The organism is Nocardioides pollutisoli (genome assembly GCF_040045055.1).
GTDB classification, from domain to species: Bacteria; Actinomycetota; Actinomycetes; order Propionibacteriales; family Nocardioidaceae; genus Nocardioides; species Nocardioides tweenelious.
The window spans coordinates 762,093-780,905 of the sequence record NZ_JBDZDU010000002.1; the positions used below are offsets into that span (position 1 = coordinate 762,093).

Below are 18,813 nucleotides of genomic sequence, written 5' to 3' on the forward strand. Positions count from 1 at the left end.
GCACCGGCACAGGCGGAGGTAATCTCCACCTGGTTCACGACCGTCGTTCCGGAGACCGAGGAGGCCCTGTGCGCGAGTTCTCGACGCCCATGACGATCGAGGTCCCCGCGACGGGGAACCTGACCGACGACGTCGTGACCAATGCCCGGGAGGCAGGCTCGAGCGTCGCGTTCAGCCGGCGGTCCGACGGGCCCGACAGCCCCTGGGTCGACGTCACCGCCGCGGAGTTCCTGTCCGACGTGACGGCCGTCGCCAAGGGCCTGATCGCGGTCGGCATCGAGCCCGGCGACCGGGTCGCCCTGATCTCCAAGACGCGCTACGAGTGGACCCTGGTCGACTACGCCATCTGGTTCGCCGGCGCGGTGACCGTGCCGATCTACGAGACCTCGTCGGCCGAGCAGGTCGGCTGGATCCTCCGCGACTCCGAGGCCCGCGCCGTCGTCGCCGAGACGCCCGAGCACCTGGCCCGGATCACCGAGGTGCGCGGCGACCTCGACCGCCTCAACCACGTGTGGTCGATCACCGACAACGCGATCGACACCCTCAGCCGGCTCGGCGGCGACATCTCGGACGACGAGCTCGAGAAGCGCCGTACGCTCGCGACCCCGCTGGACCTCGCCACGTTGATCTACACCTCCGGCACGACCGGACGGCCCAAGGGCTGCATGCTCACCCACGGCAACTTCATGTTCGAGCTGGGTGTGGCCGTCGACGAGCTGGAGCGGCTGTTCAACACCGAGGGCGCCGCGACCCTGCTCTTCCTGCCGCTCGCCCACGTCTTCGCCCGGATCATCCAGGTGGGCTGCATCAAGTCCCGCACCCGGCTCGGCCACAGCGCCGACATCAAGAACCTGCTGCCGGACCTCCAGGCCTTCAAGCCGACCTTCATCCTCGCGGTCCCCCGCGTCTTCGAGAAGGTCTTCAACACCGCCTCGCAGCGGGCGACCGCCGACGGCCGCGGCAAGATCTTCGACAAGGCCGCCGAGACCGCGATCGCCTACTCCCGCGCGCTCGACAAGGGCAGCCCGTCGGTCGCGCTGCGAGCGCGGCACGCCGTCTTCAAGCGGCTGGTCTACGGCAAGCTGCTCGCCGCGCTCGGCGGCGAGTGCCAGTTCGCGATCTCCGGCGGCGCGCCGCTCGGCGACCGGCTCGGGCACTTCTACCGCGGCATCGGCCTCGGCGTGCTCGAGGGCTACGGCCTGACCGAGACCACGGCCGCACTGACGGCCAACCTGCCCGACGCGACGAAGATCGGCTCGGTCGGCCGACCGCTGCCCGGCACCGCCGTACGCGTGGCCGACGACGGCGAGCTGCTCTTCAAGGGCGGCCAGGTGATGGCCGGCTACTGGCGCAACGAGGAGGCCACCGCCGAGGTGCTCGAGCGCGACGGCTGGTTCCACACCGGCGACCTCGGCGAGGTCGACGAAGAAGGCTTCGTCCGGATCACCGGCCGCAAGAAGGAGATCCTGGTGACCGCCGGCGGCAAGAACGTCGCGCCCGCGGTGCTCGAGGACCGGCTCCGCGCCCACCTGCTGGTCGACCAGTGCGTCGTGGTCGGCGACGGGCAGCCGTTCATCGCGGCCCTGGTCACCCTGGACCGCGAGTCCCTCCCGGTCTGGGCCGAGTCGCACGGCAAGTCGCGCCACGTCGCCGACCTCGTCAACGACCCCGACCTCCGTGCCGAGATCGAGGCCGCGGTCGAGGACGCCAACAAGGCGGTCTCGAAGGCTGAGTCGATCCGGAAGTTCACGATCCTCCCCGACGAGTGGACCGAGGAGGGTGGGCAGCTCACGCCCAGCCTCAAGCTCAAGCGCAACGTCGTCATGCGGGAGTTCAAGGACGACGTGGCTGCGCTCTACGCGACCTGAGGCGGCCGCTGCAGGATTACCCGGTGAACCGGTGAAACTGTCACTTCTCGGCCGTTGCAACGCCTGAGAAGTGACAGTTCTGGCCGAGATGTGTGACCAGAGTGGCGATCGGCAGCCCCGAGCAGCGCTCCGCGCGGAACCACGTCCACCGGGTCCAGTGGGACCACACCGGCCACACGGTGCTGCCCGAGCACCACCAGCAACTGGTCCAGACATTTCGGACAGGATGAGTCCTCCTCTCCTACATTGCTCTTGCTTCAGCCCGGCGGGGGCGGGAGGTCACGGCGCAGGTGCCGCGACCGACGTCTGCCTTGACCTCGTCCGGGGGTGACCCAGGACGCGGTCTCTCTCGGAAGGACTGGCGACCGTGGTCCGTCGGAAATTGCTGTTGATCGGAGCCGTGCTCGCTGCCGCCCTCGGCGCAGCGCTCGTCTTCGTCTACGTCCAGGGCGCCGATGCGCGCGCCGCGAGTCAGTACGACGTCGTCGACGTGCTCCGCGCGACGGCCGTCATCTCGTCCGGTGAGAGCATCGAGACCGCCTCCCAGAGCGGCAAGCTCGCGCTCCAGAAGGTCCCCCGCGCCCAGGTGATGCCCGACGCGCTCACCAGCATCGACCCGCTCTCCGGTCAGGTCGCCCTGACCACGATCTACCCGGGCGAGCAGATCATCACCGACAAGTTCGGCGGCCAGGCGGCCGCACCGACGGCGCTGCAGATCCCGAAGGGCAAGGTCGCGGTGTCGGTCAACCTCACCGACCCCGCCCGGGTGGCCGGCTTCGTCAACCCGGGCTCGGAGGTCGCGATCTTCCACAGCATGGCCGGTGTCTACACGCGACTCCTGCTCGGTCGGGTGACCGTGCTGGGGGTGGGGTCCACGACCCCGGTCTCCACGACGACCACGGACGACAGCGGGCAGCAGACCACCGAACAGCTCCCCCGCACCCTCATGACGCTGGCCGTCGACCAGGAGGACGCGGAACGGGTCATCTTCGGGTCGCTCAACGGCGAGCTCGCGTTCGGACTGCTCACCAAGGACAGCACTGTCAACCCCGACCCAGGCGTCACCACCGACAGCCTCTTCTGACCGCAAGACCCCAGCGCCACACGCATTGCAGTTCTGTGCCCCGACTCGGAGGGAGCTCGAAGTGCCAGTCGTCGTCGATCCGGACAGCGGCACCGTCGCCGCGCTGCTGCCCGCCCTGCCCGCAGGGACCCAGGGGGTGGAGTCGGGAGACCGGCTGCTCGCCTGGTTGGACACGCACCCTGCGGAGTACGTCGTCGTCCTCGGCCCGCACGTCGCGGTCGAGGAGGCGCTGCTGCTCTGCGAGGGACTGCGGGTCAGCCGGCCGACCGTCAGCCTGCTCCTGGTGGTCGAGACGGTCGACACCCACCTGCTCACCCGCGCCATGCAGTCCGGTGTCCGCGAGGTGCTGCTCGTCGGCGAGCTGGACGGGCTCGCCGGGGCCGTCGCCCGCGCCGAGGAGCTCCGGCTGGCGCTGCGCGGCCCCGCGGGCGCCGTCCAGGCCGGCCGGGTCGTGACCCTCTTCTCCCCCAAGGGCGGGGTCGGCAAGACGACCCTCGCCGTCAACCTCGCCCTCGCCCTCGCCGACGGCGGCGCCCGCCGGGTCTGCCTCGTCGACCTGGACCTCGCGTTCGGCGACGTCGCGATCAGCATGCAGCTCTTCCCGACCCACTCGATCGAGCACGCGATCGGGTCCGAGGCGGTCCTCGACCTGCCGCTCGTCGAGGGCCTGCTCACGCGCTACGAGGGCACCCTCATGGTGCTCGCCGCGCCCAACCACCCCGACGTGCGCGACCGGGTCACCGGGCTGCTGGTCTCCCGCCTGCTGCGCACGTTGCGCACCGGCTTCGACTACATCGTGCTCGACTCCGCGCCGACCTTCGACGAGCAGACCCTGACCGCTCTCGACGAGAGCGACGAGTGCGTGATGATCGGCGCGCTCGACATCCCGACGCTCAAGAACGTCAAGATCGGGCTCGAGACCCTGACCTCGCTCAGCATCGCCGCTGGCCACCACCACCTGGTGCTCAACCGGGCCGACGACGCCGCCGGCCTCACGGTCGCCAAGGCCGAGGAGATCCTCGGCCAGGAGATCCCCACCAAGATCGGCACGTCGTACGACGTCGCGGTGGCCACCAACTCCGGCGTACCGATCATCGCCTCGATGCCGGACCACCCGGTCAGCGTGGCGATCCGCGACCTCGCGACCCGCCTCGGCGCCGCCCCGATCGGGCCTGCCGACCAGCAGCAGCCCGCTGTCGCGGCGACCGACCGGGCCGCCGCCCGCCGACTCAAGATCCGGAGGTGACGCCATGACCACCCTGTCCGAGCGCCTGGCGGCGATGCGCATCAGCACGCAGCCGGAGGTGGCCGCCGCGCCCGAGACCCCTGCCGCCACGACCGAGGTCTCGGGGGCGGACCTGTCGTCCGGCTCGGGCAAGCGGCGGGCCCGGCCCGCGGGCGACGCCGCGGGCCAGCCGCGACGCCAGCGCTCGACCGAGGAGGAGCGTCTCGAGGAGGTCCGGGCCGCGGTCCACACCGAGCTCCTCAAGCAGCTCGGCCCGCAGCTCTACGAGTCGGACCTCGACGGCGAGGAGCTCGAGCAGGCCGTCCGGGGCGTGCTCGGTGACGTGCTGGCCGCGCAGGACCGGCCGCTCAGCAACAGCGACCGGATCCGGGTGACCCAGGAGATCCGCGACGACATCCTCGGGTACGGCCCGATCGACCCCTACCTGCGCGATCCCGACATCTCCGAGGTCATGGTCAACGGCTACGACAGCGTCTTCGTGGAGCGCAACGGCCGGCTGGTCCCGGTCGACGCCCACTTCGCCGACGAGGCTCACCTGCGTCGCACCATCGACAAGATCGTGTCGCGCATCGGCCGGCGCGTCGACGAGTCGAGCCCGATGGTCGACGCCCGTCTCGCGGACGGCTCCCGGGTCAACGCGGTGGTGCCGCCGCTCGCCGTCGACGGCTCGGCGCTCACCATCCGCAAGTTCGCCGCCGACCCCTACACCGCCTCGGACCTGGTGCGGTTCGGTTCGCTGACGCACCAGACCCGGGACTTCCTCGAGGCCTGCGTGCGAGGCCGGCTCAACATCATCGTGTCGGGCAGCACCGGCGCCGGGAAGACGACGACGCTCAACGTGCTCTCGTCGTTCATCCCCACCGACGAGCGGATCGTCACGATCGAGGACGCCGCCGAGCTCCAGCTGCACCAGGACCACGTCGTCCGACTGGAGTCCCGTCCGGCCAACATCGAGGGCAAGGGTGCGGTCGACATCCGCGACCTGGTCAAGAACAGCCTCCGCATGCGCCCCGACCGGATCATCGTCGGCGAGGTCCGCGACGCCTCCGCGCTCGACATGCTCCAGGCGATGAACACCGGCCACGACGGCTCCATCTGCACCGTGCACTCGAACGGCCCGCGCGACACGCTCGCCCGCGTCGAGACGATGGTCCTGATGGCCGGGATGGACCTGCCGGTGCGCGCCATCCGGGAGCAGGTCGCGTCGGCCGTCGACCTGATCGTCCACCAGACGCGGTTCCGCGACGGCAGCCGCCGCCTCACCCACATCACCGAGGTCGAGCGGATGGAGGGCGACGTGATCACCCTCCAGGACATCTTCGCCTTCGACCACTCCGCCGGCTACGACCGTGACGGACGGGCCCTCGGACGGCTGCGAGCGACGGGACTGCGACCCAAGCTGCTCGACAAGCTCCGCGACGCCAATGTCACCGTCGACCCGATGCTCTTCGCCACGGGGACCGGATGAGCGCCCGCCCACGCGCGATCCTCGCCGGCGTCGGGATCGCGCTCGCCTCGTGCCTGGCGCTCGCCACCCCGTCGTACGCCGACGACAGCGGGGCGACGATCACCCACCTCGAGGTCGCTGGCGACCAGCTGCGCGTGCTGGTGTCCGTCCCGGCCGACACCGACCTCGACCTCGCCGGTGTCACCGCGTCCGTCGACGACCACCGAGCCACGGCGAGCGCCGAGCTGGCGGCCGGCACCAGCGCCGTCCGTCGTACGTCGATCCTCGTCATCGACACCAGCGACTCGATGAGCGGCGCCCGGTTCACGGCCGCCCGCGCCGCCGCGCTGCGCTTCCTGGACCTGGTCCCGGACGACGTCTACGTCGGGGTGGTCGCCTTCAGCAGCACGGTCTCCCAGCCGCTGGCTCCCAGCCTCGACCGCGCGACCGCGCGCTCGGTGATCGCGGGTCTCCAGCTCAGCCACGGCACCCGGCTCTACGACGGCGTCTCGGCCGCTCTGGACCTGGCGGGCACGGACGGTCAGCGCTCGCTGCTGATCCTCTCCGACGGCGCCGACACGACCGACACACCGCTCGAGGACGTGGCCGACGCGGTGACCACGGACGGCGTCCTGGTCGACGCCGTCTCCCTGGACAGCGGCCCCGGCGACGGGGGCGCCGGGGCCGCCCTCCGGACCCTGGCCCGGGCCGGGTCCGGGACGGTCGTCAGCTCCGACCCGGCTGCATTGCGCGCGGCGTTCTCCGCCGAGGCCGATGCCCTGGCCCGTCAGGTGCTGGTCCGGCTCGACGTGCCGTCCGCCGCCACGCACGACGAGGCCACGGTCGAGGTCAGCATCCCCTCCGGCTCGACGACCCTGACCGCGAGTGCTTTCGGCGCCGTGCGATCGACCTCCGACGAGCCCGACTCCGCAGCGCTCGCGCCCGCCGACGCGGGGTCGTCTGGGCTGCCGTCGTGGGTGATGTACGCCGGGGTCGCGGCCGTCGGCGTCGGGCTCCTGCTGCTCCTGGTCCTGCTGGTGCCGGCCCGCCCCACTCCCCTGAGCCTGGTCGAGCGGGTCGCTCACTACACCTCCGCCGGATCGCACCGGGCCGCGAGCGAGGCCACACCCGAGGCGTTCGCGCCGGTCCGCGAGGCCGCGGCCGTGATGCTGTCGCGCAACCGGTCCCTGGAGGCGAGGATCGGGCGCCGCCTCGAGGGTGCGGGCAGCGAGCTGCGACCACCGGAGTGGGTCCTGCTGCACGCCGCCGTCGTCGTCGTCGTCACGATCCTGGGCCTGCTGCTGACCGGCGGCAGCATCCTCGTCGGCCTCGTCTTCCTGGTCGTGGGGATCGTCGGCCCGTGGGTCTACCTCGGCTTCCGCAGGGGGCGACGCCGCAAGGCCTTCAACGCGGCGCTGCCGGACGCCCTGCAGCTGATGTCCGGCTCGCTCGCCGCGGGCCTGTCACTGACCCAGTCGGTCGACACCATCGTCAAGGAGGGGCTCGAGCCGATCGCGTCGGAGTTCCGTCGGGTGCTGGTCGAGGCCCGTCTCGGCGTCGACCTCGAGGACGCCCTCGAAGGTGTGGCGGAGCGGTTGGACAGCAAGGACCTGGGCTGGGTCGTCATGGCGATCCGGATCCAGCGGCCGATCGGTGGCAACCTGGCCGAGCTGCTCGAGACCGTCGGGTCGACGATGCGCGAGCGTGAGTACATGCGCCGCCAGGTCGCGGCGCTGGCCGCCGAGGGCAAGCTCTCGGCCTGGGTGCTCGGCTGCCTGCCCCCGGTGTTCCTGCTCTACCTGCTGGTGTCGAACCGCGACTACGTGATGCCGCTGTTCACGACGCCGATGGGTCTGATGATGCTGACCGGCGCGGGCCTCCTGCTCGGCGTCGGAACGTTCTGGATGAGCAAGATGGTGAAGGTGGACGTCTGACATGGTGCTGCTCTTCGTGCTCGGTCTGGGCCTCGTCGCCCTCGCTCTCTCGCTGCTCGCCGCGGCCTTGCGCACGGGCGTCCAGCCCGGGGGCATCGCCCGCTCGATCGCCGTTCTCGAGTCGATGACCTCGCCGGCTCCGGTCGAGCTCACCCGCGAGATCAACCCGCCGTTCGGCGAGCGTGTCCTCGAGCCGCTGCGTCAGCGAGCGCTCCGGATCGGCCGGCGGCTCTCGGGCGCCGACTCCGGCGAACGGATCCGGCACAAGCTCGACCTGGCCGGCAACCCGGTCGGCTGGTCGGTGGACCGGGTGATCTCGGCGAAGGTGCTGTGCGGCGGGCTCGGGCTCGTCGTGGGCCTGTCCTTCTCGCTCCTGGTCGGACTCTCGCTCGCCACCGGTCTCGCGGTGGTCGCCCTCGGCGGAGCCGCCGGGTTCTTCGGCCCGAACCTCTACCTCTACCAGCTGACCCACGACCGGACCGAGCGGATCCAGCGCGAGCTGCCGGACGCGATCGACCTGCTCACCATCTGCGTCGAGTCCGGCCTCGGCTTCGACGCGGCGATCCAGCAGGTCGCGCGCAACACCGACGGTCCGGTCGCCGACGAGTTCAACCGGATGCTGCACGAGATGCAGATCGGGCAGGCCCGCGGCGCGGCGCTGCGGGCGATGAGCGAGCGCAGCAACGTCGCCGACCTGCGCAGCTTCGTCGGGGCCATGGCGCAGGCCGACGCGTTCGGCATCCCCGTCGGCCAGGTGCTGCGCACCCAGTCGGCCGAGATGCGGGTCAAGCGCCGGCAGCGCGCCGAGCAGAAGGCCCAGCAGGTCCCGGTGAAGATCACCGTCCCGTTGATCTTCTGCATCCTGCCGTGCCTCTTCCTGGCGGTCATGGGTCCGGCCGCGATCTCGATCATGGACACCTTCTGATGAGCCCGGCCTACCGGCAGCGGCTCTTCGTCGCCCTGGCAGCCCGGGGGTTCGGCTTCCTCGCCCTGCTCGGGCCGGCCGCGTGGGCGCAGGACGACGTCGGCGTCCTGGCGATCGCAGCAGTCGGCGCCAGCTGGGCGGTCGCCCTGATCGTCGAGGCTCTCCCCCGACCGCTGGTGCTCACGACCGAGCTGGTCGCGGCGGCGTTGGTTGGGACCATCTGCGGTCTCGCCGCCGGGTCGTCGACCGCGGCCCTGGGCGCGCTCGCGATCTCGCCACTCACCGCGGGCGTCTTCCGCGGAGTGCGCGCCGCGCTCGGCGCGCTCGGCATCTCGACCGTGGCGCTGGTCGTCGCCGCCGCGATCGCCCACGGCGGACTGGCCTTCCAGGGCGCTGTCGCCGGCTTCACCTGGACGATGACCGGCCTCGGCCTGGGCTTCATCGGCGCCTCGCTGCACGGAACCCTGCTGCGCACCGACCCGCTCGCGACCCAGCGCCGCGTCCAGTCGCTCATCCGTCGCCTGATCCACGAGTCCGACCGCCTGGTCTCCGGCCACGAGCCCGAGACCCTCGGCGCCGCGATGCTGGACCAGGTCCGCGCCGTCGTACCCGCAGGCGCCCTCCTCATCCAGGCGCCGCACGACAGCGTGCTCGCCCCGGTCGCCCTCGACCCCGGAGCACTCGCGCCACCCGACGAGCTGGCCACGGTCTCCCTCGCCGATCGCGCGTACGCCGAGGCCCGGCCGGTCCGCTCGGTCGACGGCTTCGCGCTCCCGCTCACCAGCGAGGGCCGGGTGGTCGCCGTGATCTCGGGCTGGTTCCTCCCGGGGCTCGACACCGAACCGGCCGCGCAGCTCGAGCAGCTGTCCCGGCTCGCCACCCGGCTGGAGGGCGCGGCCATCGACCTCGAGACCGCCCTGCTCTTCGCGACGTTCCGGACCATGGCGACCGTCGAGGAGCGCCGACGGCTCGCCCGCGAGCTCCACGACGGCGTCGCGCAGGACCTCGCGTCGCTCGGCTACCTCGTCGATGCCATCGCGGCCGGCAACACCGATCCCACCTACGTGGGCAAGCTCCGCGACCGGCTGACGGGCGTCCTCGAGGAGGTACGCCGCTCGCTCGTGACGCTGCGCGCCGACTCCGGACGCAGCCTGGGCGTCAGCCTCGACGACCTGGTCCGCAGCCTGGGTCCGACCACGGACATCGCGCTCTTCCTCGCCCTCGACGAGGGCCCCGCCCGGCTCCGCCCGGAGGTCGAGGCCGAGCTCTACCGGATCACCCAGGAGGCGATCATCAACGCCCTGCGCCACTCCGGTGCGACCACCGTGCAGGTCCGCTGCCGCGTCGACGCGCCGTCGGCCAAGATCACCGTCATCGACGACGGCCGCGGACTCGCCGACGCGCGGCCCGACTCCCACGGCCTCCAGATCATGCAGGAGCGAGCCCGGCTCATCGGGGCCGACCTGCAGCTGACCAGCCGCCCCGCCGGCGGCGTGGTCGTCCAGGTACGCCTCCCCGCCGGGGCGGCGGCCACCGCAGCAACCGCACGGAAGAAGGTCACGGCATGAGCGAAGGAACGACCCGGGTCCTGCTGGTGGACGACCACGACCTGGTCCGCGACGGGCTCAAGGGCGTGTTCGGGATGCAGCCGGACATGCAGGTCGTGGGTGCGGCCGGCTCGGTCGCCGAGGCGCTCGATGCGTACGCCGAGCACCGTCCCGACGTCGTCGTCACCGACCTGCAGCTGCCGGACGGCACCGGCATCGACATCGTGCGGTCCGTACGCCGTGACTGCGACCGCACCGGTCTGGTGATCCTGACCATGCACTACGGCGACCAGCAGATGTTCGCCGCGATGGAGGCCGGCGCCTCCGCGATGGTCGGCAAGGACGTGCCGTCCACCGACGTGGTGCGAGCCGCCCGCCAGGCCTCGATCTCGCCGCGCTCCTTCGCGGCGGCCGGTCTCGTCCAGGCGCTGACCCGACGCACGCTGCGGGAGTCCGGACGGCTCACGGACCGGGAGACGGAGATCCTGCACCTGCTCGCCGACGGCCTCGGCCTCGGCGAGATCGCCGCGCGGCTCTACGTCAGCCGGTCCACGGCCAAGACGCACACCGCGCGGATCTACCAGAAGCTCGGCGCCACCAACCGGGCGCAGGCGCTGATGATCGCGATGCGCACCGGGCTGCTGTCCAGCGTCGGGAGCGCGGACTTCAACTGAGCTACTGGCAGTCGGGGTCGACGGTCGTGCTGGTCGACAGCTGACCGGCGACGGTGTCGCAGCTGACTCCGAAGAGCCGGTCGTTCAGCATCCCTCCGAAGACGAAGATCACCGAGACGACGATGGTCGCGATGCCGGCCACCAACAGCCCGTACTCCACCGCGGACGCACCGCGCTCGTCGTGCTGGACCATGACGGTCCTCCCTCGGTCCGAAATGTGTTTCGGCCGTGGTCCACTGCGGGGGTGTGGACCACGGCCGAAGACGGGGTAGTGCGTTCGGATCAGGTGCAGTCGGCCGTGTTCGTCGTGGTGGCCACACCGTTGTTGCTGATCTGGTTGCAGGAGTCCTGGAACACGTTGCTGATCATGCCGCCGAAGACGAAGACGACGGCGACGATGAGCGCAGCAATGCCAGCCACCAGCAGGCCGTACTCGACGGCGGACGCACCGCGCTCATCGCGCTCGGAACGGGTGGCGTGACAGAGGTTGCGGAGATGTTCGAGCATGAGTTCTCGGTCCCTTCCTGGATCACCCGGAGACCCGGGAGGAGCGGCGCCCCTATGACCGGAATCGTGCTCCTGCCCGAGGTCCGGCGGGATCGGGTGACCGTCTCGACCGGGATAGCCCGTTCGGACTACTCCGGCGAGCCGTCCGGCCAGTCGTGCGACAGCTGCGACGCGATCGCGATCCGGGTCAGCCCGGTCGGGTGCGAGCCGAACCAGAGCTGCGACCACGCCGGCGGGGTCGGGTCTGCGAGCGAACGGAGGGCGAGCTGACGCTGCACCTCGACGAACGAGTCGGCGTCGTGGGTGACCTCGAGGGCGTCCACGTCGGCACGGGTCTCGATCAACCGGCTGATGCCGTTCTCGACCGGCGCCGAGAGCACGGTGCCCAGGGCGAGCAGGGCCAGCACCAGCGGCACGACCGTGGGGTCGCGCATCGACACGTGGCGTCGCTCCCCCGCCGCACCCACCACCAGCGCGAGCAGACCGACGCCGAAGACCGCACCGGCAGCGCCCAGGAGCGACCCGGTCAGCACGTCGTCGTGCTTGGCGTGGCCGAGCTCGTGCGCGACGACCGAGAGCACCTCGTCCTGCGGCACGTCGTTGACCAGGTTGTCGTAGAGCACCACCCGGCGGGTGCTGCCGAAGCCCGACACGTAGGCGTTCAGGGTCGTCGTACGACGCGACGCGTCCGCCACGAGCACGTCGTCGATCGGGACGCCCTCCTCGTCGGCGAGCGCGAGGATCTGGGTGCGCAGCGGCCCGTCCGGCAACGAGTGGAACGAGTTGAACAGCGGCTCGATCACCACCGGGTAGACGAACGACCCGGCCAGCACGAGCACGCCGAGCAGTCCGCCGGCGACCGCGGGCCAGGCCCGCTGCCACCGCCGGGCGCAGCCGACCAGGACGATCAGCAGCAACGAGGTGACCACGATGGTGATCGCCTCGTGCTTGACCATGTCGTGCGCGAACCCGCCCCACGACTGGGTGCTGAGGCCGTAGTCGAGGACCCGGCGGCGCAGCAGCACCGCGAAGGGCAGCGTGATGATCCGGCCGATCAGCTCGATCATCGCGACGGCGAGGACGATCCGGACCCACCACCAGCCCGGCAGCCGGTCGACCAGTCGGCGACCCCACGAGCTGAGGCCGATCACCAGCGCGACGACCAGCGACACCGCGAGCGAGCTCCAGCTCCACACCCGCGCCCAGCGGGAGAACTCCTCGGCCCGTGCGATCTGCTCGGCGCCGAAGACCGAGTCGGCGGGGACCGGCGCCGGGGTGCCACCCGGGACCGGGTGCCACGGCACCAGGAGCAGCGCGATGACGACGAAGGCGATGCCGCCGGCGGCGGTCACGACGAGAGCGACTCGACGCTCGGGGCTCCTCACTTCGCCCAAGTTATCCGGCCAGGCCTGACAGGAGGTTCCGCCACTCCTTCGTGAGCTCGGCCGTCGACAGCCCGAACGACGCCTCCAGGGCGGCACCGACCGGCTGACCTGCGTCGACCGATCGGTAGAACGTCACCAGCGCCGGCTCACCGCCGCGCTCGGCGAGCAGCCGGCAGATCAGCCAGGCACTCTCGTAGGTCGCGCCGAGGTCGGGCGTGCGCGTGCCGAACTCGCCGGCTCCCGGCAGGTGGCGCGGCGGGCCGTCCTTGCGGACCTCGGCGATGATCTGCGCCGCCGACCGGCTCACCGGCAGGTCGACGTCGCGGAGGGCGACGTAGTCGGCGAACCCCTCGAGCAGCCACAGCGGCATCCGCGCGTCCCAGGCGTCGGTCGCGACGTGCGTCGCCTCGTGGCTCATGACGACCTGGGCACCGGTGGGCCGCAGGGTGCCGAAGACGTCGGGGTTGGCGAAGATGTGCACCGGCGAGTCGGGCGCCGTCGAGCCGTCCGCCGAGGTGGTCACGGCAGCGATCTGGTCGTAGGTGCCGGGCTCCGCGTTGAGCGCTCGGTCGAGATCACCGACCGTGGCCGGCACCTCGACGACCAGGCCGGAGTGCCAGCTCGGCAGCACCCGGCGTACGACGGGGACGGCGGTCGTCGCTCGCGCGGCGTACGAGTCGGCCTGGGCGGGCGTGCCGGCGACCAGGACCAGGGTCGAGGGCGTACGTCGCACCTGCAGCGGGCCCGAGAGCCACAGCGGTGAGACCCGGTCGCGACCGCCGAACCCGGTGAGTGCGACGCGGTCCCCCTCGTCGATCAGGCGGACGGTGATCTCGGCACGTGCGGCCACGGTGTCGAAGCCGCGGAACGCCCAGGTCGCGTCGACCCCGGCGTCCCAGGAGCCGTCGGACGCCGGCGTGCCGTCGTCGTCGATGTAGCGCACCGTGAAGTCGGAGACCCGCAGCGCCTTCGCGTTGCGGACCAGGGCGGCCAGGGCGTCCGCGGTCGCGGCGTCGTCGTCGGGCGCCAGGGCGCGGGCCGCGGCGACGTCGCGGGTCCGCACCGCCTGCTGGAAGTCGGCGAGGGTCTCGGTCGCGAGCGTGGGTTGCACCGAGGGGTGCGCGGTGTGCGGGCTCGGGGCGACGTAGGTGTCATCGTCGGTGAGCGACCACGCCAGCAGGCCGGCACCCACCAGCAGGCACAGCGAAAGGCCGGCCACCCACCAGAGTGGGCGACCGGCCTGTCGACTCGGAGTGGGTGTGGCCAATCTCAGCCGGGCCGGACGGCGCCGACGTACGGCATGGCGTGCAGGCTGGTGACGCGGACGCCGGCACCGGGGTTCTCGGCGTTGACGATCATGCCGTTGCCGATGTACATGCCGACGTGGCTGATCGGGCTGTAGTAGAAGACCAGGTCGCCGGGCTGCAGGTCGCTCTCGGCGATGTGCGGGCCGGAGGAGAACTGGGCGCTCGAGGAGTGCGGGAGCGCGACGCCGGCCTGGGCCCAGGCCATCATCGTCAGGCCGGAGCAGTCGAAGGCGCTCGGGCCGGCGGCACCGTAGACGTAGGCCTTGCCGACCTGCGCCATGGCGTAGGCAACCGCGGCGGCGGCGCGACCGGAGGCGGGTACGTCGGACGGGACCCGGACCTCGCCGCGGGACAGGATCGCCTCGCGCTCGTCTGCCTTGAGGTCACCGAGCAGGGACTTGGCCTCGGCGAGCTTCTTGTCCGCCTCGGCCTTCTCCTGGGCGAGCTGCTTCTCGAGGGCGGCGATCTCGGCCGCGCGCTTCTCGGTCGCGGAGCTGCGGATGTCGAGGGCCTGGAGCTCGGTGGAGTACTTGTCGTAGAGCTGCGACTGCATGTCGTTGAAGGCCGACATGGTCGAGAGCTGGGAGAGGAACTTCTGCGGGTCGTCGGAGACGACGACCTGGCCGACGGCCGACAGGCTCTCGCCCTCGTACTGACGCACGATGGAGTCCTGCACCTGCGTGCGGACCGACTCGAGCGCGTCGTCCTGGCGGCTCTGGTCGGCCTTGAGCGACGCGAGGTCGCCCTGCAGGTCGCGCAGCTCCAGCTTGGCGTCGTTGTAGCGCTCCGAGGCCTGCTCGGCCTCGTGGTAGAGCCGGTCGACCCGTGCTTGGACGTCGTCGATGTCGGGCTTGGCCTGCGCCGGCGACGAGGGCATGAAGCCCACGGCGGCGATCATGGCGAGACCGGACAGGATGGTGATGAGTCGCTTACGGCCGTTCTGCACGAGCGAGCGGGCTCCCTTTGTAGTCGTACGCCTACCGGGTGAGCTGACGGGTTCGGGCACGACTTGCCCTACACCGGCTCCTCGGGGGCACACGTGCCTCCGACTCACCGGTGATTCACCCCAGAAAGGTTGGTTCCCCGGCTCCGGGCCCACCGACGAGTCGACAGGTCCGGACTAAGCGCGGTGACCGTGCGGATCCGAGTGATCCACATCCACGGCCACCTGAGCGACACACGGTAGTCGCGGCGCGAGGGCCTGACCAACTTTCCCCCCACGTGGCGCAACTTTTTTACGATCTCGTGCGTCGTGGCTGTCACACACGTCACACCCGTCACATCAGGCGGACTCGATCAGGGGTGCGGGGACCGATTGGACCAGTCGCAGCGGCGGGACCAGGCCGCCCGCGGCCAGGACGTCGAGCGCGCGCTGCTCGTCGTCGTCGAAGGTGAGCTCGGGGGGTGGGCCCAGCAGCACGGTGACCACGCAGTCGTGGCAGTGCAGCCCGCGCACCTCGCAGGTGTCGCAGTCGATTCTCGTTGTCATGCCAGGAACGCTCGCAGGGACCACCGACAGTCGGGTCCGAGATCCCGGTCCCCGGCGTGTCGACTACCGGGCGAGGAGGTCCAGGAGCGCGGAGGGAGGTACGACACGGGCGCCGTCGCGCAGCACGTCCCGGGCCACCTCGTGGTCGGCGGTCACGACCACCACCACCCGGCCCTCGGGCTCGGCGGCGACCAGGTCGCGGAGCACGTCGTCGGCGATCACGCCACGCGGGCTGTAGAGGACGCGGACGCCGCGGGGCGCGTTGACGGGTGGCCGCTGGTCGGTGTCGGCGGCGTCGAAGACGACCGTGGTCTCGGCACCGGTGCGCGCGACCAGGGGCGCGAGCCCGTTGACCAGCCGGATCCGCTGGGCCTCGAGCGAGGAGCTCGGCCACGCGGTCTTGCTGACGTTGTAGCCGTCGACGAGCAGCCGCGCCCGCGGCATCGCGAGGTAGTCGTCGAGAGAGGCCTGCACGGGCATCCGCTGCCCGGTCGTGGCGACGTCCGCCTCGACCCGGTCACCGGGCGCCCCGTCGACCGACGGCAGCGCGAGCTCCCGACGGAGCCCACTGGCGGCGTCGATGACGGTCTCCAGCAGGAGGCGGGCACGCAGGCTCGCCTCGTCGCGCTCCGAGCGGGCGTCGCGGCGCGACCGCGCCTCCTCGGCCTCGAGCCGCTCGACCTGCGCCCGGAGCCGTCGGTTCTCCTTCTCCAGCGCGGCCGACGAGGCCGCCGCCGAGGCGCGCGCCTCCTCGATCGCCCGGGCGGCGTCCTCCGCCGCGGCCCGCGACTCGCGCTCGGACGCACGGGTGTCGCCGAGCTTGCGCCGCAGGGCGGCGTTCTCCGCCTTGTACTCGTCGACCTGCGCTCGATGGGCCGCCCGCAGCTCGCGGGTCGCCTGCTCCGCCTCGGCCAGCCGGGAGCGCAGCCGCTCGAGCTCGCGGTCGTCCCGGGGCGCCGGCGGCTCGACCAGCCCCTCGGCGGCGGCCACGGCCTCCTCCCAGCCCTCGGGCCGGACCAGCCAGGCCCGGGCCGCGAGGCCGAGCGGGTCGTCGGGTGCCTGGCGCGCTGCGACCTGGACACCGACCCGCTCGCGGAAGTCCTCGTCGCCCAGCGCCTCGGAGATCGCACCGGCCCCGAGCCGCGCCCGGCGGGCCGGGGCGAACGACGCGACCCGCCGTACGGCCGGAGGGAGCCGGGGGACGACGGGCAGCGCCTCGGCGGTCATCGCCAGGACCCGGGCCCGGACCGGCTCGGGGAGCTCGGGCAGGCCGGGCAGGAGATCGGTGCTCATGGCTCGGCGGGCTGCTGTCGGTCGACGAGCTCGATCGCGTCGGAGCGGCCGCACCAGCGGCAGGTGACCTGCTCGACCGACTCGCCGCGCAAATCCGTCTCCTCGACCGTGTGCTCGCCGGCGAGGTCGAAGTGCCAGAACTCCGTCGTACGCCGGGTGCGCGTCACGTCGAAGCGGGTGAGGTTGCCGCAGCCCGCACAGCGATAGCGCTGGTGGTCGGGGAGCATCCGCGGCCTCCTCTCTCCTTGTGCGCACGAGCGTAGTCGGCGGGTCTGCGCGTCGTCCCCGAGATTGTCGGTGGGCCGATCTAGCGTCGAGCCCATGAGCAGCGCGGTCCAGGGTGCGACCTCCCGGTGGGAGTCGCAACGCAGTTTCGACGAGCTGGGCCGCTCGTTGCGCGACATCACCTTCTGCGTGGTCGACCTCGAGACCACGGGCGGCTCGGCCGACGGCGGCTCGATGATCACCGAGATCGGCGCGGTGAAGGTGCGCGGCGGCGAGGTGCTCGGCGAGTTCCAGACCCTGGTCAACCCGCGCACCGAGATCCCTGCGTTCATCGCGGTCCTGACCGGGATCACCAACTCGATGGTCTACGACGCGCCGTCGATCGAGTCGGCGCTCCCGGCGTTCCTGGAGTTCGCGACCGGCTGCGTCCTGGTCGCCCACAACGCGCCGTTCGACGTCGGCTTCCTCAAGCACTTCGCCGCGCAGCAGGGCCGACCCTGGCCGCGGTTCGAGGTGCTCGACACCGCCAAGCTGGCGCGCCGGGTGGTCACCCGTGACGACGCGCCCAACTGCAAGCTCTCCTCGCTCGCCAAGGCGTTCGGCTCCACGACGACGCCCAACCACCGCGCGCTGTCCGACGCGCGCGCGACCGTCGACGTCCTCCACGGGCTGATGGAGCGCCTCGGCGGGCTCGGCGTCCACACCCTCGAGGAGCTGCAGACGTTCTCGTCGCGGGTGTCGACCGCCCAGCGCAAGAAGCGTCACCTCGCCGAGGGTCTCCCCCACGCGCCGGGCGTCTACCTCTTCCGTGACGACCGCAAGCGGGTCCTCTACGTCGGCACCTCCCGCGACCTGCGCTCGCGGGTGCGCTCCTACTTCACCGCGTCCGAGACCCGGTCGCGGATGGGCGAGATGGTCGGCATCGCCAGCTCGGTCGACGGCATCGAGTGCGCGACCCCGCTCGAGGCCGAGGTGCGCGAGCTGCGGCTGATCGCGGAGCACAAGCCGCGCTACAACCGGCGCTCCCGCTTCCCCGAGAAGGTCCACTTCGTCAAGCTGACCCGTGAGCCCTGGCCGCGGCTGTCGCTGGTGCGCCGGGTGCTCGACGACGACGCCGACTACCTCGGTCCCTTCTCGTCCCGCAAGACCGCCGAGAAGTGCCTGGCCGCGCTCCACGACACGTTCCCGGTGCGGCAGTGCACCGACAAGCTCGGCAAGGACTCGAGCCGGTCGCCGTGCGTGCTCGCCGAGATGGGTCGCTGCCTGTCCCCCTGCGACGGCAGCGTCGACGCGTCGGCGTACGCCGCGGTGGTGCGCCAGCTGCGCGACTCGCTGCTGCGCCGCCCCGACGACGTGGTCGAGGCGATCAACGCCCGGATGTCGCTGCTCGCCGCCGACGAGCGGTTCGAGGAGGCCGGGGTGCACCGCGACCGGCTGTCGGCGTTCGTGCGCGCCGCCGCCCGCACCCAGCGGCTCTCGGCCCTGACCCGCTGCCCCGAGGTGGTCGCCGTCCGCCGCGAGGAGGACGGCCGCTGGGCGGTCCACGTCGTGCGCTTCGGCCGGTTGGCCGCTGCCGGGGTGATCCCGCCGGGCGCCGACGCCACCGCCTACGTCGACGGCCTGCGGCTCTCGGCCGAGACCGTCGCCACCGCGCCCGGACCCGTGCCGGCCGCGACCGCCGAGGAGACCGAGAAGGTCCTGCGCTGGCTCGAGTCCTCCGGCATCCGCCTGGTCGACGTCGACGGCGAGTGGACCTGCCCGGTCGCCGGCGCGACCCGCCACCTGGCGGTCCACGACGCGGTCAACCAGTCCCGGCTCTCGCTGGTGCCGTTCGACGACCGGCGCGAGCTGGCCACGGTGCACCAGCCCGCGAGGTAAGTTG

At 71.9% G+C, this 18,813-nt stretch carries 17 protein-coding genes and 1 riboswitch; of the genes, 9 read left to right on the top strand and 8 right to left on the bottom strand.

The window, feature by feature from the left end; genetic code table 11:
* Positions 1-68: 68 nt before the first annotated feature.
* The 8 genes from ABLE68_RS21755 (at position 69) to ABLE68_RS21790 (ending at position 10,725) form a co-directional block, all read left to right on the top strand.
* Complete coding sequence (locus tag ABLE68_RS21755) at positions 69-1,868, top strand: AMP-dependent synthetase/ligase (RefSeq protein ID WP_348874239.1); 1,800 nt, start codon at positions 69-71, stop codon at positions 1,866-1,868.
* Between the two features lie 367 nt (positions 1,869-2,235).
* A complete protein-coding gene (gene cpaB, locus ABLE68_RS21760) occupies positions 2,236-2,952 on the top strand; it encodes a Flp pilus assembly protein CpaB (protein ID WP_348874241.1) in 717 nt (238 codons plus the stop codon).
* Between the two features lie 61 nt (positions 2,953-3,013).
* Positions 3,014-4,198: a CpaE/TadZ family protein gene (locus ABLE68_RS21765; RefSeq protein ID WP_348874243.1), complete on the top strand. Its 1,185-nt coding sequence runs from the start codon at positions 3,014-3,016 to the stop codon at positions 4,196-4,198.
* Positions 4,199-4,202: 4 nt separating this feature from the next.
* Positions 4,203-5,666 carry a TadA family conjugal transfer-associated ATPase gene (locus ABLE68_RS21770; protein ID WP_348874245.1) on the top strand — a complete coding sequence of 488 codons (1,464 nt, stop codon included), beginning with the start codon at positions 4,203-4,205 and terminating at the stop codon, positions 5,664-5,666.
* Positions 5,663-7,579 (top strand): type II secretion system F family protein, encoded by a 1,917-nt coding sequence (locus ABLE68_RS21775; RefSeq protein WP_348874246.1) that lies wholly within the window; start codon positions 5,663-5,665, stop codon positions 7,577-7,579. Before ABLE68_RS21770 ends, ABLE68_RS21775 begins: the two co-directional genes overlap by 4 nt.
* Position 7,580: 1 nt before the next feature.
* Positions 7,581-8,504 (top strand): type II secretion system F family protein, encoded by a 924-nt coding sequence (locus tag ABLE68_RS21780; RefSeq protein ID WP_348874247.1) that lies wholly within the window; start codon positions 7,581-7,583, stop codon positions 8,502-8,504.
* On the top strand, positions 8,504-10,072 hold the full coding sequence (locus ABLE68_RS21785; RefSeq protein ID WP_348874249.1) for a sensor histidine kinase: 1,569 nt from the start codon (positions 8,504-8,506) through the stop codon (positions 10,070-10,072). Before ABLE68_RS21780 ends, ABLE68_RS21785 begins: the two co-directional genes overlap by 1 nt.
* Complete coding sequence (locus ABLE68_RS21790) at positions 10,069-10,725, top strand: response regulator transcription factor (RefSeq protein ID WP_348874250.1); 657 nt, start codon at positions 10,069-10,071, stop codon at positions 10,723-10,725. Before ABLE68_RS21785 ends, ABLE68_RS21790 begins: the two co-directional genes overlap by 4 nt.
* Before the next feature lies 1 nt (position 10,726).
* Here ABLE68_RS21790 and ABLE68_RS21795 read toward each other — a convergent pair whose 3' ends face one another.
* From ABLE68_RS21795 to ABLE68_RS21830, 8 genes are all read right to left on the bottom strand, one after another.
* Complete coding sequence (locus ABLE68_RS21795; RefSeq protein WP_348874252.1) at positions 10,727-10,918, bottom strand: Flp family type IVb pilin; 192 nt, start codon at positions 10,916-10,918, stop codon at positions 10,727-10,729.
* Positions 10,919-11,007: 89 nt separating this feature from the next.
* On the bottom strand, positions 11,008-11,232 hold the full coding sequence (locus ABLE68_RS21800) for a Flp family type IVb pilin (protein ID WP_348874253.1): 225 nt from the start codon (positions 11,230-11,232) through the stop codon (positions 11,008-11,010).
* A 128-nt stretch (positions 11,233-11,360) separates the two neighbouring features.
* Positions 11,361-12,617: a M48 family metallopeptidase gene (locus ABLE68_RS21805; RefSeq protein ID WP_348874254.1), complete on the bottom strand. Its 1,257-nt coding sequence runs from the start codon at positions 12,615-12,617 to the stop codon at positions 11,361-11,363.
* Between the two features lie 10 nt (positions 12,618-12,627).
* A complete protein-coding gene (locus ABLE68_RS21810; RefSeq protein ID WP_348874255.1) occupies positions 12,628-13,836 on the bottom strand; it encodes a hypothetical protein in 1,209 nt (402 codons plus the stop codon).
* 50 nt (positions 13,837-13,886) lie between these two features.
* A complete protein-coding gene (locus tag ABLE68_RS21815) occupies positions 13,887-14,870 on the bottom strand; it encodes a C40 family peptidase (RefSeq protein ID WP_348874256.1) in 984 nt (327 codons plus the stop codon).
* Between the two features lie 13 nt (positions 14,871-14,883).
* Positions 14,884-15,061: riboswitch (cyclic di-AMP (ydaO/yuaA leader) on the bottom strand.
* A gap of 145 nt (positions 15,062-15,206) precedes the next feature.
* Entirely contained in the window at positions 15,207-15,413 is a 207-nt protein-coding gene (locus ABLE68_RS21820; RefSeq protein ID WP_348874257.1) for a hypothetical protein, read from the bottom strand.
* Positions 15,414-15,476: 63 nt separating this feature from the next.
* Positions 15,477-16,706, bottom strand: a complete 1,230-nt coding sequence (locus tag ABLE68_RS21825) for an NYN domain-containing protein (RefSeq protein WP_348874259.1) — start codon at positions 16,704-16,706, stop codon at positions 15,477-15,479.
* Positions 16,703-16,933, bottom strand: a complete 231-nt coding sequence (locus tag ABLE68_RS21830) for a hypothetical protein (RefSeq protein WP_348874260.1) — start codon at positions 16,931-16,933, stop codon at positions 16,703-16,705. Before ABLE68_RS21830 ends, ABLE68_RS21825 begins: the two co-directional genes overlap by 4 nt.
* 94 nt (positions 16,934-17,027) lie before the next feature.
* Here ABLE68_RS21830 and ABLE68_RS21835 point away from each other — a divergent pair, with 94 nt between their 5' ends.
* The gene (locus ABLE68_RS21835) at positions 17,028-18,809 is read left to right on the top strand and encodes a DEDD exonuclease domain-containing protein (RefSeq protein WP_348874261.1); all 1,782 of its coding nucleotides are present in this window, start codon (positions 17,028-17,030) and stop codon (positions 18,807-18,809) included.
* Positions 18,810-18,813: the final 4 nt, after the last annotated feature.

Excerpts from the sequence above, each read along its gene's own strand:
- ABLE68_RS21770 (WP_348874245.1), top strand. The coding sequence starts at position 4,203 with ATGACCACCCTGTCCGAGCGCCTGGCGGCGATGCGCATCAGCACGCAG.
- ABLE68_RS21775 (WP_348874246.1), top strand. The coding sequence starts at position 5,663 with ATGAGCGCCCGCCCACGCGCGATCCTCGCCGGCGTCGGGATCGCGCTC.
- ABLE68_RS21780 (WP_348874247.1), top strand. The coding sequence starts at position 7,581 with ATGGTGCTGCTCTTCGTGCTCGGTCTGGGCCTCGTCGCCCTCGCTCTC.
- ABLE68_RS21785 (WP_348874249.1), top strand. The coding sequence starts at position 8,504 with ATGAGCCCGGCCTACCGGCAGCGGCTCTTCGTCGCCCTGGCAGCCCGG.
- ABLE68_RS21790 (WP_348874250.1), top strand. The coding sequence starts at position 10,069 with ATGAGCGAAGGAACGACCCGGGTCCTGCTGGTGGACGACCACGACCTG.
- ABLE68_RS21795 (WP_348874252.1), bottom strand. The coding sequence starts at position 10,918 with ATGGTCCAGCACGACGAGCGCGGTGCGTCCGCGGTGGAGTACGGGCTG.
- ABLE68_RS21800 (WP_348874253.1), bottom strand. The coding sequence starts at position 11,232 with ATGCTCGAACATCTCCGCAACCTCTGTCACGCCACCCGTTCCGAGCGC.
- ABLE68_RS21820 (WP_348874257.1), bottom strand. The coding sequence starts at position 15,413 with ATGACAACGAGAATCGACTGCGACACCTGCGAGGTGCGCGGGCTGCAC.
- ABLE68_RS21825 (WP_348874259.1), bottom strand. The coding sequence starts at position 16,706 with ATGAGCACCGATCTCCTGCCCGGCCTGCCCGAGCTCCCCGAGCCGGTC.
- ABLE68_RS21830 (WP_348874260.1), bottom strand. The coding sequence starts at position 16,933 with ATGCTCCCCGACCACCAGCGCTATCGCTGTGCGGGCTGCGGCAACCTC.
- ABLE68_RS21835 (WP_348874261.1), top strand. The coding sequence starts at position 17,028 with ATGAGCAGCGCGGTCCAGGGTGCGACCTCCCGGTGGGAGTCGCAACGC.